The organism is Salipaludibacillus agaradhaerens, assembly GCF_002019735.1.
Taxonomy (GTDB): domain Bacteria; phylum Bacillota; class Bacilli; order Bacillales; family Salisediminibacteriaceae; genus Salipaludibacillus; species Salipaludibacillus agaradhaerens.
In genome coordinates, this window is sequence record NZ_KV917378.1 from 1286010 (window position 1) to 1302257 (window position 16248).

Below are 16248 nucleotides of genomic sequence, written 5' to 3' on the forward strand. Positions count from 1 at the left end.
CGTGACAGCCCATGAGAAGTTAATTATATTTACTACTCGTCATAAGAAGGCATATGAAGTCCAGATAAGAAAAACATCATGAAATCCTCTTTATATGAAGAGAATTTGTAATTTCCCTCTCATTAGACATGCATGGCTTCTTCTATAAAATTTCAATTGTGCCTAGTATAATATCTCATCATTATTTTACACAACATCGTTAATACAACAAATAAACCCAATAATTATAAATCATTCAACATTAACAATACGTACATTTTCAATGCGTACAAATGTTAAATATGGGGTAAATACTAGTATCATAATAAAATTTACTTAACAAATATAATTATAATGGGGGGATTTAATGAGAGACATGCTTGAACAGCTCAAGGAAGTAGTGATGGCTATCCTTCCGATGGCCCTGTTAATTATTATTTTACAATACACTGTAATAGGTTTGCCTACTGATCTTTTTATTCGATTTCTTGCTGGTGTTGTCATGGTTGGCCTCGGTTTATTTCTTTTTCTAGTAGGAGTACATATTGGTCTTTTACCTATTGGGGAATTAATCGGCTCTAGCTTACCAAAGACAAACAAACCGTGGCTAATTCTCATTACCGGCTTTCTACTTGGTTTTGTAGTGACAGTGGCTGAGCCAGATGTTCGTGTACTTGCCTCTCAAATTGACCAAGTATCAGAAGGTGAAATTTCCAACTTAATGCTCGTCTATTCCGTTGCTATTGGAGTGGGGATATTTGTTACGGTAGCGATGGCAAGAACAATCTTTAGTATTCCGTTAAAATATTTGTTAGTTGGCGGCTATAGCATCGTTTTTATCCTTGCACTTTTTACACCTCAAAGTTACTTACCTATTTCATTTGATGCTGGAGGTGTCACGACTGGCCCTATGACAGTGCCTTTCATATTAGCTCTTGGAGTGGGAGTCGCCTCTGTCCTACAAGGGAAATCCTCCACTAGTGACGGTTTTGGCCTTGTCGCTTTAGCATCCATTGGGCCAATTATTTCAGTCATGATATTAGGAGTGATTTTTGGATGATAAGTGCCCTGTTTGAAAATATTGATCATGTTATGATAGAAGTTGCTATGGCAGTAATCCCGTTACTCATTTTTTTCCTTGTGTTTCAATTTTTCTTTTTAAAATTAGATAAAAGCAAGTTAAAGAATATATTTATCGGTTTAATTTTTACATTCGTCGGCCTTGTGTTATTTTTACAAGGTGTGGAAGTTGGATTCTTCCCTGCTGGTGAAGCGATCGGTGAGTTGTTAGGAGAACGAGATAACACGATTATCCTCTTACCCTTTCTTGGGTTTCTTTTTGGATTAGTAGCCACCTTTGCTGAACCAGCCATTCGTATATTAAATTATGAAGTAGAAAAAGTGACATCTGGCTCTATTTCGAAAAATGTTATGCTTATAACGTTATCATTAGGTGTTGGCGTCTCAATTGCGTTATCCATGATAAGAATCGTCATCGGTTTTCCGTTATGGTGGCTACTCATCCCCGGCTATGCGCTTGCTATCTTATTGCTTTTCATCTCAAAAGACCGGTTCATTTCTATTGCCTTTGACGCAGGAGGAGTCGCCACTGGCCCTATGACAGTCACGTTTATTATGGCGATTGCAGTAGGTGTTGCCTCTGTTACTGAAGGCCGTGACCCGTTAATGGACGGTTTTGGAATGATTGCTCTCGTTGCCTTAACACCTATTCTATCCGTACTCATATTAGGCTTGATATATAAACAAAAGGAGCGGTTGGATAATGACTAATGTACAAAAAGACCATAAGCTCTTAGTGACAATAATCAAAAAGGGAAAAGCTAAAAAAATTATGAAAGCTGCTAAGAGCTCCGGAGCAGAGGGTGGCACAATTTTGTTTGGCAGCGGACGTGGTATCCGAGAAAGGGCAAAAATTTTCGGGCTCGACGCCCTTTACGAAAAAGAATTAGTACTTAATCTTGTCCCCAGTGATATATTACCTTCAGTGCTCGAAAGTATTACCTCAGAAGCAAAATTAAATGAAAAAGGGCAAGGTATTGGGTTTATTATTGATATTAAAAAAACGATCGGTATTGCTCACATGACATATGAAGAAAAGGAAAAGGAGGATCTTGACACAATGACAGACACAGTGAATCATGATGGATTTGACCTCATTATCACGATTGTTAATAAAGGAGATGCAAGCAAAGTCATTAATGCTTCTACTAAAGCTGGGGCTGAAGGTGGAACAGTGATTAATGGACGTGGCAGCGGTATTCATGAGAAAGCCAAACTATTATCTATTGCTATTGAGCCTGAAAAAGATGTCGTGCTAACCCTTATTAAAAAATCTAAGACAAAAGACGTTTTATCAGCATTAGAAACAGATGTGAAAATTAACGATCCTGGAAAGGGTATTTCCTTTGTACTTCCAATCGAGCAAACAATCGGCATTCATCATTTAATGGATGATTCAACAGTTAATAATAACTAAAAACGTTATATAAAACGGGCCTTCAATCAGTCGGTGTCTTCGTTCTTCTCACACAGATTGATAGTTACGTGAATTAGGACATTAGCGGCCATTTTCTGTATTAAATCATTCAATCATTCATGCTTATTTCATCTCAACCTTAACATTCATCATTTTATTAAAAAAAGGTTGGGATACATTGGATAGCACTCACTTTCTTTAAACAATAGAACCATCTTCCAACACTGGAGGATGGTTCTAAAAACAGTTTTTACTTAAGCTTCCGAAACAATGGTTAGCTTCTTCTCAGCTTCTGTTCTCGCCTTGGCTTTTGGAGTCGTTTTAATATAACCTACATGTAGTGTTCCAACAACTTTTTCTCCTGGCAATACCCCTATACGCTCGCGAAAACTTGGATGCCAGCTGTAATTATTTGTTTTCCAAACGACTCCAAGTCCTTCTTCCCATGCAAGGAGCTGGAAATTTTGAATAAGCGCTGCTGTTGCAGCAAAGTCTTCTTCCCATTGTTTTTGGCGCGGATCTTCGTCCATCACAACGACAATGTGAATAGGAATTAACATATAGTAGTCATACATTTTTTTTCCGTATTTCTCTCTTTGTTCAGGGGTAGACCCTTCACTCACAGCTTCAGCAAATACTTTCCTTCCCTCACCATGAAAGAGAATAAATCGCCATGGTTCCCTAAATCCATGATTTGGTGCCCAGACTGCATCGTTCAATAATCGTTTAATATCTTCCAAAGCTACAGCATCAGCCTTAAAGTCTCGAATGGTTCTTCTTTCACGTATTATCGCTGCTAACTGGCTTTTTTTATGGCTATCTTCCATTATTTAACCACTCCTTTTACATAATTAAGATTTAACAACTGTTATTTATGTTCGCTACAACCTAGCACCTTGTTATTAGTCCACTTTAATAAGCAGGTAAATAAAGTATGGAGCGCCAAGAGCAGACACAACGAGCCCAACAGGGATCTCTGACGGTGCGAGTAAATTCCGACCAATCATATCTGCAATCGATAAAAGGAGCGCCCCCATTAAAGCAGAGGCTGGTAATAAAAGTTGGTGTTTAGCCCCGACAAGCCGACGGGCTAAATGAGGAGATACGAGTCCGAGAAACGAAATCCCTCCTCCTACAGCCACACATGAGCCAGCTAAAGCTACTGCGATAAAAAGGAGAGTTCGTCTCTCTTTTTCTACAGCAGCGCCTAATCCAGTAGCTACATGGTCACCAAGATTCAATATGTTTAAATACCTTGCTTTATAAATAGCCAAGGGAATGAGGAATATAATCCAAGGCAATACACTTAAAACAAACTTCCAATTCGTCCCCCAAATACTCCCTGATAACCAAATGGTTGCTTGCATAAAATCAGTAGGGTTCATTCTTAATTGAAAAATAATAAGGCCGGCACCAAACGCGGCATTTACGCCAATTCCCACAAGGATTAATCGAACAGGGGTTACGCCCTGCTTCCACGCCAGTGTATAAATGAGAAAAGCTGCTCCTATTCCTCCAATCAAGGCAAACAAAGGCATGATAAAAATAGAAAATGTGCCAACTGCTGTCATCGTTCCTTGAAAGAAAAAAATAAACATAACCACAGCTAACCCTGCCCCTGCATTTATTCCTAAAATACCTGGATCAGCTAAACCATTTTGTGACACGCCTTGCAAAATAGCTCCTGACACTGCTAAACCAGCCCCGATAAGAAGAGCAATTGTCATTCTTGGTAAGCGAAAGTCAAAGAGTACTAACTGATCTTGTGCAGTTCCAGCTCCAAGAAATGTTTTTAACACATCCAAAGGCCCTATACGGATGTGTCCTAAATTCAAACTCGTAAAAAACGTTACCAAAATCAGCAAAAATAGTATCATCATGATGATAAAAGGCTTATTCTTCGATGTCATTCGTCTTTGCATTATAATCCCCTCCCTTCTCGTCTAGCAAGATAGAGGAAGAAAGGGACACCAATTAAAGCAGTTATAGCACCAACTGGCGTTTCATAAGGGGGATTAACCATTCTAGCACCTAAATCTGCCAGCACGAGTAAAACCGCCCCTAAAACCGCAGCACAAGGAATAATCCATCTATAATCTACCCCGACTAAAAATCTTGTAATATGTGGTATAACAAGACCGATAAAACCTACTGTGCCAGCCACAGAAACGGCTGCGCCAGTTAACAATAAAACGACCACTGTTCCTATTATTTTTACATAACGGGTTCGCTGCCCTAGCCCTTTTGCTACGTCTTCACCAAGACTGAGTACCGTAATAGACCGAGATATGATAATAGCAAGTGTTATCCCTACTATTGCAACAGGAATCATTAATTGAACACTGAACCATCTAGCGCCAGCAACACCTCCTGCGTACCAAAAAGTGATATCCTGAGCAACATGAAAATGGATAGCAATAGCTGATGAAATAGACTGAAGCAATGCTGTTACCGCTGCCCCAGCAAGTGCAAGCTTAACAGGTGTCAAACCACTTTTCGATAAACTTCCTATCATAAAAACAAGTCCCGCGCCTAAACCCGCCCCTACAAACGACCACATCATTAAACCAACATAAGACGTTCCTGGGAAAAAGGCAAAGGCGATAGCAATCATAAAGGCTGATCCTGCCGTCACACCCATAATGGATGGAGAAGCTAAGGGATTTCGTGTCATCCCTTGCATAATAGCTCCTGAAACAGCTAAAAAAGCCCCCACCAAAGCTGCGGCTAACGCCCTTGGCAATCTTAACTCTTGTATTATTTGATGAGAGGTAAGCTCAGGGTCAAACTGAAAAACACCTGTCCAAACCGTCTTCATGTTAATATTAGCGGCACCGAATGTAATAGATAATATTAATCCCAGTACTAATACAATTGTTCCTCCTAATAAAACAGTTATTGCGGTGAAAGGCTTTGAGCGATAAGGTGTATTATTTTCAGTATCCTGTTCAGATTTGTTATTTTTCGTGGACATTATTCTCCATCCTTTTCCCACAATCAATATACTAATCTTTCTTAAGAATGATAATCACTCTTAGTATTATAAATTGACTGTCTTATCACTGCCATAGAGAGGTGTGAGACATGTCATGGATAATTAATCTATTAATCTACTAATGCGTTAATAACATCATTAACTTTCATTTTGTCCGCATAAGGTCCTGCCAACATCCAATGTTTCGCTGATACTTGATAGACATGGTCATTTTGTACAGCAGGAATCGACTGCCAGACTTGCAATTCTTCTATTTCAGACAACTGTTGCCAACTTTCACTATATTCATCTTGCGTACCACCAGAAGCACCGGCAGTGACAAAAATATAATCAGCAGTTAATTCAAGTAACTTTTCGAGAGATAACTGTATTCCCCACTGTTCTTCTGGGTGCTGTTCCATTAACTCTAAAATATAAGGGTCAGGTTGCAAACCTAAGCTATCATAAATTAACCCTACATAACCTTTGTCTGTTTCTTCTTCAGGAAAAGGGAACCAAACGTATGCCGTTTTTTCTTGCAAGCGAATAAATGCCACTGTAGCGTCATCCCCTACAGCTTCCGTTATCGTGTCTTCAGCGTCACTTAAATAGGCCTCAAAATCATCTACAATGAGTTCTGCTTCTGCCCGACGGTCTGTCAGTTCACCTAACTTCACAATATCTTCTCGCCAATTTTCACGACTAAAGAAAATTGTTGGAGCGATTTTCGTCATGTCTTCATAAACAGCTTCATCATAAGCTGGGATTTCACTCATAATAATAAGATCAGGTTGTGCATCAAGCACCACTTCATAATCAAAATCGGCCCCTCTTCCTATACTCGTATCAATCTGATCAGCAAATAATTGCTCTTCTAAGTAATGATCTTCTCCATGCAAAGTAGCGTGAGCAAGTGGAAGATCTAGTTTATAAACCATGTCTTCTAGGCCAATTGAAACAACACGTTCAATATTATCAGGAATCACTGTTTCCCCGAACTGATGTTGCTGTACGAGAGGTTCATTATCAGCCGTGTTTTCATTTACATTATGGCTGTCATCCTCTCCTCCAGTGCATGCTGCAAGAAAGAATGTGCTCGAAAGCATCATTTTTAAAGCTAAAGAATGTTTTAAATCTGTCATAAGCCACGTTCCTCCTATAAATAAATGAGAATGATAATCACTACCACTATATAGGAGGCCTGTTCGATGTTCAATGGACTTTCTTATGACGCCAACAGGATTATATTCTGATTTTTTATATTTATCCCGATACGCTCCAGGGGTAAAGCCTTTCACTTTTTTGAATATTCTAGAAAAGTAATGAGGGTCTTGATACCCCACCTCTGATGAAATAGTGTAAATTAAAGCGTCTGTTTCCTTAAGTAACTCAGCAGCTTTATCAATACGAATTTTAGTGACGTAAGCAATAGGGCTTAGACCCGTTTTATCTTTAAATAGCAACGATAAATGTGAGGGACTATAATTTAATTTATCAGCTAGCGATTCTAACGAAATTGTCTCCTTATAATGGGCTTTTATGTAACAAATTGAGCGATATACAGGATCTTTCTCTTCTCTCTTTTCATGTTGATTTTTCAATTCAAGTAAAAACGAATGGACAATGGTATAAAATAGTGCTTTCGCTCGTATTTGAGTCAAATCTGTTTTCGACTGCCATATCTTATATAATTCTTTTGAGACTTTATAAATATGAAGAGAACCCTCTACAGTTAATACAGATCGAAAATGATGTAAGCGACTTAGGCTCTTATAATTTTTAAATTCAGGCAATATCATGTCGTAATAAACCATCATGACTTCTACAAAATCTAATGCTTGTATCGATAGACTATCGCCTTTAACGGCATGAATTAGCTGTTTGCCCAATGTATAGTATTCTTCACCATTTATTTTCACCTTCGCTTTATCTTTTGGCAAAAACATAAAACAATTCTCAGGTAACGGATAAACATTGCAAGTGTTATTTGACGCCACAACTTGCCTTTTTACGTCTATAACACGACAATTTGCTTCCTTCCAAAAGTGTATAAATGCCTTGATATCCCCTTTCACCATTCTCTAAACCTCCAATAATTGAGTAACAAACGACCATAAAGCGAATATTCAATCATTGGACGCTTTCGTTCTTCTTCCACTAATTTGGTAGTTAGGTGAATATCAGAACTTGAGCATCCCATATCTCCTACCTAAATAGATTTACCTTCACTCTCTATTTTGAGGCAGGCGTTTTACGGACGGTTACCTACGATAAATGAGAATCATTATCAATTATTATTGTATCTTACCACACCAAGACACTCAACAGTTTTTCACAATGTATCTATGAAACTTACTGACAAAGAGTTTTAGACATCACAAGCTATCCTTTATATAAAACGACCCTTCAATCAATGTGAACTTTCGTTCTTCTCCCGCTAATTGGTAGTTGAGTGAATCAGAACATTAGCACCCGCTATCTTCCGCCTAAATAGATTTACCTCTACACTGTATTTTGAGCCGGACGTTGTACGAACAGTTATCTGTGATAAAAACTTTACTGATAGAAGAATGCATAATTGTTTAAATAGGCATTAAGATTTGCCATACGACAGTGCTCCTCACTACATGATGTTCAAATTTACTCATTTGTCATGCCAGTTATATGTGGGGCGTTTTAGGAGACATATGATTGCTAACTGCTCTCCCTCTCCCATGGGGCACACAAAGGGGCGACCCAAAAATAGGATCATAAATAATTTCACAATCCATTTGAAACACCTCTTTTAAAGTATTAACTGTTATGATCTCTTCTGGTCGACCTTGTGCATAGATTCTCTTGTCCTTGACTGCCACAATGTTATGAGCATAACGACAGGCTAGATTAATATCGTGTAACACCATGACAATCGTCCTCTGCTCTTTTTCATTTAATTCGAATAAAAGATCTAATACGTCAACTTGATGGGTCAAATCTAAATATGTCGTCGGTTCGTCTAACAATAATGTCTTTGTACCTTGAGTCAATGTCATAGCAATCCAAGTACGCTGCCGCTGTCCCCCTGATAAAGCATTTAACGGTCGATCTCTTAAATCCGTTAAGCCGGTTGCAGCAAGGGCATACTCAACCATTTCTTCATCCTCTTTAGACCATTGCTTCAGCCAACTTTGATACGGATACCTTCCTTGTTTTACTAACTGTCTGACAGTTAATCCCTCTGGTGAAACAGCACTTTGGGGTAACACAGCCAATTCTTTAGCCACTGCTTTTGCTGGTAACGAAAGCATCTCATTATCATTTAAATAAACCCCTCCCTTACTAGGAAAAAGTAGCCGCGCCAGCATTTTTAACAATGTCGATTTACCACAACCATTACTTCCAATAAGTACAGTAATCTCACCTTCAGGGATCGTCATATTTAAGTTTTCAATAATAGGTTCTTTATTATAAGCAAACGTTACATTTGACGCCTGTAGTCTTGTCACTTGAACACACTCCTTTTTTAAAATTGATGACGATTTCTAAATAAAAGATAAATAAAAAAAGGTGCCCCTACCCCTGCTGTAAAAATACCTGCTGGAATATCTAAGGGGTAAAACAGTGTTCGCGCTGCTAAATCTGCTAAAAACATGATCAGTCCTCCAATAAAAAGAGACCCTACAACTAAACTAGTAAATTCCCGTCCTAATAGTGACCTAGCTATGTGAGGTGCAATAAGACCTACAAATCCTATGGCACCTGCTGCAGCTACGGAAACACCAGCTAAAATAACACTGAAGAGTAAAAGAAAAAACCGATGCCTTTCAATAGTAATTCCTAGAGAAGCAGCAACATCATCCCCAAGTTGCTGGGCATTCAAACTTCTAGAGAAGTAGACAATACAAGGGAGCAATACCGCTAAAACAATTAAAAGCATTGTGACATCATGCCAAGAAGCCCCATACACACTTCCAGTCAGCCACAAATAGGCTTGACTAGCTGAAACTGCTGAACTAAACACAAGCATAAATGTTGTTCCTGCACTCATGATAGCAGATATGCCAATTCCTACTAATATAAGCCTAAATGGCGAAACACCTTTTTTCCACGCTAAAAGATAAACTGCAAATGATGCAATTAGTCCACCTACAACAGCTGCTACTGGCAAGAATGAGATACTGATACTTCCTGATAAAAATGTAATAAATATGACAGCGCCGACAGATGCACCACTCGTCACACCGATGACGTCAGGGGCAGCCAGCGGGTTGCGAATAATTCCCTGTAAAATTAATCCCGAAAGACCTAAAGCGCCTCCTGTAAGAAGTGACACTAATGTACGAGGCAATCTTGAATTCATAACAATGAATTCACTTCCTCCGCTTCCACCCGAAACGACTACTTTCAGCACTTCTATTGGACTAAGAAGTTTATGACCTAGTGAAGGCCCGATAATGAGGGCTCCTATAAAAATCAACGAGAGACAGAAAAGGATAATGATCGTTTTATTATTTATTTGAAAGGATAACTTGTCATTATAAGCTCGCACAGTTATATCTTTTCTCACAGCTTAGTCAACCCCCGTCGGGAAATATAAATAAAAAAAGGTGCACCTATTACGGCTGTCACAACCCCAATAGGAATTTCTTGAGGCATAATAACAATTCGAGCTACTACATCTGCGGTTAAAAGTAAGATAGCCCCAATTAAAGCTGCCATAGGGATCTGCCATCTATAATCATTTCCTGTTACAGCTCTTGTGAGATGTGGGACCACTAGGCCAACAAATCCAATCGAGCCAGCAACCGCTACTGAACTTCCAGCTAATACCACAACTATGACACCCATGATGAGTTTTACAGCACCGACATTTTGGCCCATGCCTTTAGCTACTTCATCTCCTGTTATTAATAAATTTATTGCACGTCCCATAAATAACGCGATCAGAGCTGCTAAAAACATAAATGGTAGTACTGGCAAAAGCATATCAAGCGTTCTACCACTGACAGAGCCAGCTAACCAAAATAACACATCTTGAAGTCCAGCCTCATTCATAACAAGAACTGCTTGTGTGTACGAATGAAACAAAGCACTTATAGCTGCACCTGCAAGGACAATTTTTACAGGTGTTAGGCCATCTCGTCCTAACGATCCTAAAAAATACACAAGCGAAGCTGATATGGCTGCACCAATAAATGCAAACCACATTAATTGAACGAGTGAATGAACGGAGAAAAAAACAATCGCTATCACAACAAAAAAAACAGCCCCTGTATTAATTCCGAATATACTAGGGGAAGCCAATGGATTTCGTGTTAATGCTTGCATTAGACTACCTGCTATCGCTAAAGCTGCACCGATCACAATAGCAATTATCGCTCTTGGAAGACGATCATGTCTTATAATAATATGTTCTGTCACCGTATCATCGTAATAATAAAATGAGGCAATCACTTGCTCAAACGTCACAGTGGTTGGGCCAACAACAATCGTTAAGAAAAAAGTAAACAAAAGCAATACCAACATTGATAACAAAAAAATAAGTTTACAGTGATGTGATTTAAAGCCACTCATAGTCTCCCACTTCTCCCGAAAAATAAAAGATTAAGAATCAGTGTGCCACCTTCTTCCTAATCTTTTTATCATTTTTCAATTTCTTATTCTTCTACATTGAATATGTCGTACAGATCATCTATCACCATATGAGCCGATAAATATCCTCCTGCACTATTCCAAGTAACCTCATCGACCATAATGACTTGATCATTTTTGACAGCTTCTAGTTCCTTCCATAAAGGATGGCCCGTCCATTCTTCATATGTTTGTTGAATTTGATCTGTTTCAGCTCCTGAATTAAAATTAAATATGACCTCAGCATCTGCTTCTGGAATGCTTTCTTTAGACGCTAATTTAATTCCCCATAACTCTGGGTCGTCATGCCCTTCTGGTCTCGTAAACCCAGCATCCTCTAAAATACCTCCTGCAAAGCCCATATAAAAAATACGTGCATGGTCCGCTCTAAAGTTTGTTATGGCAACTTCTATAGGTAATTCATCACCTAACTGTCCTTTAAAATGATCGATTCTTGCATTGTAATCCTCTAGAAGTTGATTGGCTTCAGCTTCCTTATTTAAAGCCTTTCCCATTAAATCGAGAGTCCCTTTCCAATCGTAAACCTCATCGCCAACCACAGTCGGTGCAATATCATTAAGATGATCATAAACTTCTTCATGACGTGTTCTTGAGGCAATGATTAAATCCGGTTCAAGCTCTGCTATTGCTTCTAAATTTGGCTGTGTTTCTTCTCCTACAAGCTCAACACCATCCAGTTCATCTCTTAAATATGTATACACAGGTTTTTCTACCCACGACTCAACGATCCCTATCGGTTTCACATCAAGTGCTACTGCCACATCATTTGCTCCTTGATACAATGTCACGATTTTTTCAACCTCGCCTGTAATTTCTGTTTCCCCTAAAGCGTGTTGGATAACGCGAGTTCCTTCGGTGTCTCCCTCTACTTCTTCACTACTCACACTCTCTTCTGAATCGCCGCATGCAGCAAGCAAGAAAAATAAAAATAGACTTGGTAAAAGTCTTTTAACGTTAATTATTTTATACACGATAATTCCTCCTTTTTTTATTGATAATGATTTTCAGTATCAATTATAATATACTTTAATTGTACGTCAACCGCTTTTTCATGGAGGAGTTTATCTTATGACAAACCAACCTACTGTATTAAACCCTAAGGAATTAGGTTTAATTGAATGTATTCATGCATCCCATCACCTTCTATCTCAAGATATGAAGTCTTATAAACTTGTCAACTATACTTTTTTATTTTTCAAAAAAGGAGATGGTGACCTTTACATTAATGAAAAAAGACATTTCATTAAAATGAATCGTTTTTTTCTTCTACATCCAGGTATGACTATGCGTATCGCTAATAAAGGAGAAAACCTTATCCATTATTACCACATTGAGTTTCGTAAGATACATGTTCACGACAGCACTTTTAATCATTTGCAAGGACCTATATATGCAGCACACCCGTCAGCTCTTGCTCACCATACAGAAAATCTTGTCCACAAACCAAAAATGGAAGGCAATCAACAGCTCAAAAAACTGCGTCTTCAAATGCTTACATATGAATTAATTTATTTTTTGCATACAGACCAACACACCACTTCTCAAAGTAACATTAAAATTGCAGAAGAGTTTATTCAAACACATTATCAAGAGGACATTAATAGAGATATGCTAGCTTCTATGACCGGCCTTAGCCCTAGTCATTTTTCTGTAAGATTTAAAAAGGAAACAGGACGATCCCCTATGGATTACTTAACTCATATCCGTATTGAAAAAGCAAAAGAACTTCTTACAACAACAAATGACCGCTTAAAAGGAATTGCTAAAAGCGTCGGCTATCAAGACGAATTTTATTTTAGTCGTATTTTCAAAAAAGTCTCTGGCATACCTCCGACTGTCTACAGTCAAACAAAACGACCTCGTATTGTAAACCTTGTATCTGCTTTTAACGGTCACTTTCATGCTTTAAATCATATCCCTTTTACTTCATTCAAATAACACGAACCTTCAATCAGTGGGGGTACTGCCCTAAGTGTGGGATAAATATATACCGAATTTTCACATAGATACCCCACACCACACTTTTTATTATCTTAATACGCTATAATAACCCCCGTATGTGTGATCACATACGGGGGTTATGAGCGGCTATTCTGAATAAACATCACCTATTTTAGTCCAATGACCATTCAAGATCTTTGCTTATTGCTTCTAAACAGTACCATTATTTTTTTAAACAATGGCCAACATAAGGACAGGACCGCTATCGTTAACAAAATAAGTGCAATGGGACGTGTAAAGAAAATAGCGTACGGTTGATCAGGTGACATAACGAGTGCTCGTCTAAAATTTGCTTCTGCCATTGGCCCTAAAATAAGGCCTAATATTAATGGGCCAAGAGGGTAGTCAAGCCTTCGAAAAAGAAATCCAATAATACCGCAAACTAGCACGATCCAAACATCAAAATAAGAATTGTTAAGGGCATAAGCACCAATGACACAAAAAAGAATGACAGATAACCAAATGTATTCTTTTCTAATTAGCATGATTCTTGAAAATAAGTTAGCCCCTATTAAACCAATGACAATAACTAAAATGTTAGCCATGAGGAGCAATCCCATAATCGTATGGACAATATCAGGGTTTTCCAAAAATAAATTAGGCCCTGGTTGCATACCGTACATCATGAGAGAACCGATAAGGATAGCGGTGACTGCATCACCAGGCAGCCCCAGCGTTAACATGGTAGTGAACGCTCCCCCAATAACGCCATTATTCGCTGTTGTCGTCGCTGCCAGACCACCTAATGAGCCTTTCCCATATTCCTCTTTCTTCTTTCCCTTTGAAAATCGTTTGCTCTGTTCCCATGTAACAATAGAAGCAATATCTCCACCTGCTCCTGGAATCGCCCCAATGATAGGAGATATAAGAGCTGAGAACCAAAAGGGCTTTCGCATCTCTTTGCGCTCTTTTTTCAATGGTAAAATTCTACCTATTTTCCTCTTCACATTTTTTCTACTAAAATCAGCACCACTGCTTGAAATTTGATAAAATACTTCTCCTATGCCGAATAAACCTATCATAATAGGAATAAACGAAACACCGTCATAAAGGTATGTTTGATCAAATGTAAATCTCGGCGTACTAGTTATAGGATCAAGGCCAACTGTAGCAATGAATAAGCCTAGAAAGCCGCAAATAATTCCCTTTCTAATTGATTTCCCCGATATACTTATCATCATCGATAGACCAAATACAGCAAGAGCAAAATATTCTGCCGCTCCAAAATGTAAAGCAAAAGCAGCAATCGGCTGAGCGGCTAAAATAAGAAATATTACGCTTATAACGCCACCTAAACCAGAATATATAGCATTTATTCCTAAAGCTAAACCGCCTTTCCCTTTTAATGTGAGGGGATAGCCATCGAAAGCTGTAACCATTGATGCAGGTGTTCCTGGCGTGTTAACGAGAATAGCTGGAATTCCTCCCGCAAAAATAGCTGTACAATATATTGAAATAAGCATAGCTAACCCTTGTTCAGGAGGCAACCAGAAAGTCATCGGGGTTAATATGGCCACTCCCATAGTAGCGCTAAGTCCTGGGAGCGCGCCTATAAAAAGACCTAACACACTTCCAATTACCAAAAAAAGGAGAGTCCCAGGCAACAGCAACTGTGTGATAATATCCATATAACTCCCCCCTACAAAATAATATTAAATCCTGCTGTAAATATATAATAGGTCGTTACACTCAAGCTTATAGCTGTTACTAACGAGGGAACCAAAGGAAGTCTTAAAACAAGACCGAGTGAAAAAAGTGCTAGACTAGCATTTATCATAAAAGGAACAACGCCTAACAAACTAATAAAAAGTGTCATAACTGCTATAAACAAAATGAGCTTTACACCTTTTTTCCAATCAAATAAAAATGAATCAACTACACGGAGTCTGACGCTTATTATTAGTTCCAGAACAGCCGTTACTAATATTACCAAAAGGATAATTCTAGGGAAATAAGCGGGACTCATTGCACCTGATGCACCTTTTGCAAATTCAAATGTTTGCAAAAATAGCCAGCTGCACATTATCAACACAGCACTGCACATCACTATATTTGCAGTTTTCACTCTCTGTTCACCTCTTTTCAAACACATTTTCATTTAGCGAATGATATGGATTTCCTTCACCAAATAGAAGGATGTAGCAAAACAGCTACTTGGTGAAGGTGTGGTTAACTAATTAAGATTCTTCGTCTTCAACCTCTACTTGAGGAATTAAATCAGTAAAGAAATCATACTGTTCCATGCTAAATTCCATAAATTCATCTCCTGGTTTATAATCTGCATTCATTCCTCTTTCATCAAGTAGTTGTATAAATGTGTCACTCGTTGCAGCTGCTTCAAACGCTTCTCTCAAAGTGTCTAGAACTTCTTCCGGTGTATCTTTAGGTGCTACAAATCCACCCCAGCCAGAAAGGTTGATATCATACCCTAGCTCCTGTAAAGTCGGAACATCTGGGACATTAGCATCTGGCTCTTCACTCATGACAGCCAACACTTTCAAATCATCACTATTCAATCCTGAAATAACCTCTGAAGGACTCACTGAGACCGCATCAATGTGCCCTCCCATAAGTGCTGTAACGGCTGGTGCAGCACCTTCATAAGGGACATATTGAACGTCAATTTCCACTTCATCTGCAAATGCAGCCGCTGCTATATGCCAAATTGACCCCGTACCAGAATTACCTATTGTAACATTTCCAGGGTTCTCTTGTGCAAACTGAATAAATTCTTCAATTGTATCGTATGGGGCATCCGCTGGCACAGTGATAGCGGCTGGTATGGTCATTAATTGACCTATTCCTTCAAAATCATTTGGTGAGATATCTGCCAAGTCAAGACTTTCTAACATAGCAAGTTCTACTGGAACATAGCCAATCGTATAACCATCTGCCTGCGCATCCCTTACAGAATACATACCATTTGCCCCTGAACCACCTGTTCTATTCGTAATAACAACTGGTACATCGAGTTCCTCTTCCATTTCACTTGCAATTGTTCGAGAGACAAGATCAGAAGCCCCTCCAGCAGCAAATGGCACTACCACTTCAATTTGTTTTTCTGGATAATCTGCCGTATTCTCCTCGCCACTCTCGTTTCCACATGCGACAAGAAAGATCAGAAAAGTCATCATGAATGCGCTTACTAATTTATTAGTCATTGTTA

At 38.7% G+C, this 16248-nt stretch carries 15 protein-coding genes; 4 read left to right on the top strand and 11 right to left on the bottom strand.

The genetic code is table 11. The features are described 5' to 3' along the window. The first annotated feature begins 346 nt into the window (after positions 1–346). Genes BK581_RS06285 through BK581_RS06295 form a run of 3 tightly spaced genes read left to right on the top strand, consistent with a single transcriptional unit; the run spans position 347 to position 2476 of the window. Positions 347–1039: a DUF1538 domain-containing protein gene (locus BK581_RS06285; RefSeq protein WP_078577374.1), complete on the top strand. Its 693-nt coding sequence runs from the start codon at positions 347–349 to the stop codon at positions 1037–1039. Beyond that, positions 1036–1770: a DUF1538 domain-containing protein gene (locus tag BK581_RS06290; protein ID WP_078577375.1), complete on the top strand. Its 735-nt coding sequence runs from the start codon at positions 1036–1038 to the stop codon at positions 1768–1770. Before BK581_RS06285 ends, BK581_RS06290 begins: the two co-directional genes overlap by 4 nt. Further along, positions 1763–2476 carry a P-II family nitrogen regulator gene (locus BK581_RS06295; RefSeq protein ID WP_078577376.1) on the top strand — a complete coding sequence of 238 codons (714 nt, stop codon included), beginning with the start codon at positions 1763–1765 and terminating at the stop codon, positions 2474–2476. Before BK581_RS06290 ends, BK581_RS06295 begins: the two co-directional genes overlap by 8 nt. 254 nt (positions 2477–2730) lie before the next feature. Here the strand turns inward: BK581_RS06295 and BK581_RS06300 are convergent, their stop codons facing one another. From BK581_RS06300 to BK581_RS06335, 8 genes are all read right to left on the bottom strand, one after another. Beyond that, entirely contained in the window at positions 2731–3303 is a 573-nt protein-coding gene (locus BK581_RS06300) for a nitroreductase family protein (RefSeq protein WP_078577377.1), read from the bottom strand. Positions 3304–3378: 75 nt separating this feature from the next. Continuing rightward, positions 3379–4398 carry a FecCD family ABC transporter permease gene (locus tag BK581_RS06305; protein WP_078577378.1) on the bottom strand — a complete coding sequence of 340 codons (1020 nt, stop codon included), beginning with the start codon at positions 4396–4398 and terminating at the stop codon, positions 3379–3381. Beyond that, entirely contained in the window at positions 4398–5450 is a 1053-nt protein-coding gene (locus BK581_RS06310) for a FecCD family ABC transporter permease (protein WP_078577379.1), read from the bottom strand. Before BK581_RS06310 ends, BK581_RS06305 begins: the two co-directional genes overlap by 1 nt. A 131-nt stretch (positions 5451–5581) precedes the next feature. Then, positions 5582–7528, bottom strand: coding sequence for an AraC family transcriptional regulator (locus BK581_RS06315; RefSeq protein ID WP_078577380.1), 1947 nt, complete (start codon positions 7526–7528; stop codon positions 5582–5584). 582 nt (positions 7529–8110) lie between these two features. Next, positions 8111–8935 carry an ABC transporter ATP-binding protein gene (locus BK581_RS06320; protein ID WP_169837583.1) on the bottom strand — a complete coding sequence of 275 codons (825 nt, stop codon included), beginning with the start codon at positions 8933–8935 and terminating at the stop codon, positions 8111–8113. 17 nt (positions 8936–8952) lie between these two features. Continuing rightward, a complete protein-coding gene (locus BK581_RS06325) occupies positions 8953–9996 on the bottom strand; it encodes a FecCD family ABC transporter permease (RefSeq protein WP_078577381.1) in 1044 nt (347 codons plus the stop codon). Beyond that, the gene (locus tag BK581_RS06330) at positions 9993–11003 is read right to left on the bottom strand and encodes a FecCD family ABC transporter permease (protein ID WP_078577382.1); all 1011 of its coding nucleotides are present in this window, start codon (positions 11001–11003) and stop codon (positions 9993–9995) included. The genes BK581_RS06325 and BK581_RS06330 overlap by 4 nt, the downstream gene beginning before the upstream one ends. Positions 11004–11086: 83 nt before the next feature. Next, the gene (locus BK581_RS06335; protein ID WP_078577383.1) at positions 11087–12052 is read right to left on the bottom strand and encodes an ABC transporter substrate-binding protein; all 966 of its coding nucleotides are present in this window, start codon (positions 12050–12052) and stop codon (positions 11087–11089) included. Positions 12053–12149: 97 nt separating this feature from the next. Here BK581_RS06335 and BK581_RS06340 point away from each other — a divergent pair, with 97 nt between their 5' ends. Then, complete coding sequence (locus BK581_RS06340) at positions 12150–13019, top strand: helix-turn-helix domain-containing protein (RefSeq protein ID WP_078577384.1); 870 nt, start codon at positions 12150–12152, stop codon at positions 13017–13019. 191 nt (positions 13020–13210) lie between these two features. On the opposite strand, the gene BK581_RS06345 is transcribed toward BK581_RS06340, so the two are convergent. The 3 genes from BK581_RS06345 to BK581_RS06355 form a co-directional block, all read right to left on the bottom strand. After that, positions 13211–14710 carry a tripartite tricarboxylate transporter permease gene (locus BK581_RS06345; RefSeq protein ID WP_078577385.1) on the bottom strand — a complete coding sequence of 500 codons (1500 nt, stop codon included), beginning with the start codon at positions 14708–14710 and terminating at the stop codon, positions 13211–13213. Positions 14711–14721: 11 nt separating this feature from the next. Then, complete coding sequence (locus BK581_RS06350) at positions 14722–15147, bottom strand: tripartite tricarboxylate transporter TctB family protein (RefSeq protein ID WP_169837584.1); 426 nt, start codon at positions 15145–15147, stop codon at positions 14722–14724. Between the two features lie 112 nt (positions 15148–15259). Beyond that, positions 15260–16243 carry a tripartite tricarboxylate transporter substrate binding protein gene (locus tag BK581_RS06355; RefSeq protein WP_078577387.1) on the bottom strand — a complete coding sequence of 328 codons (984 nt, stop codon included), beginning with the start codon at positions 16241–16243 and terminating at the stop codon, positions 15260–15262. Positions 16244–16248: the final 5 nt, after the last annotated feature.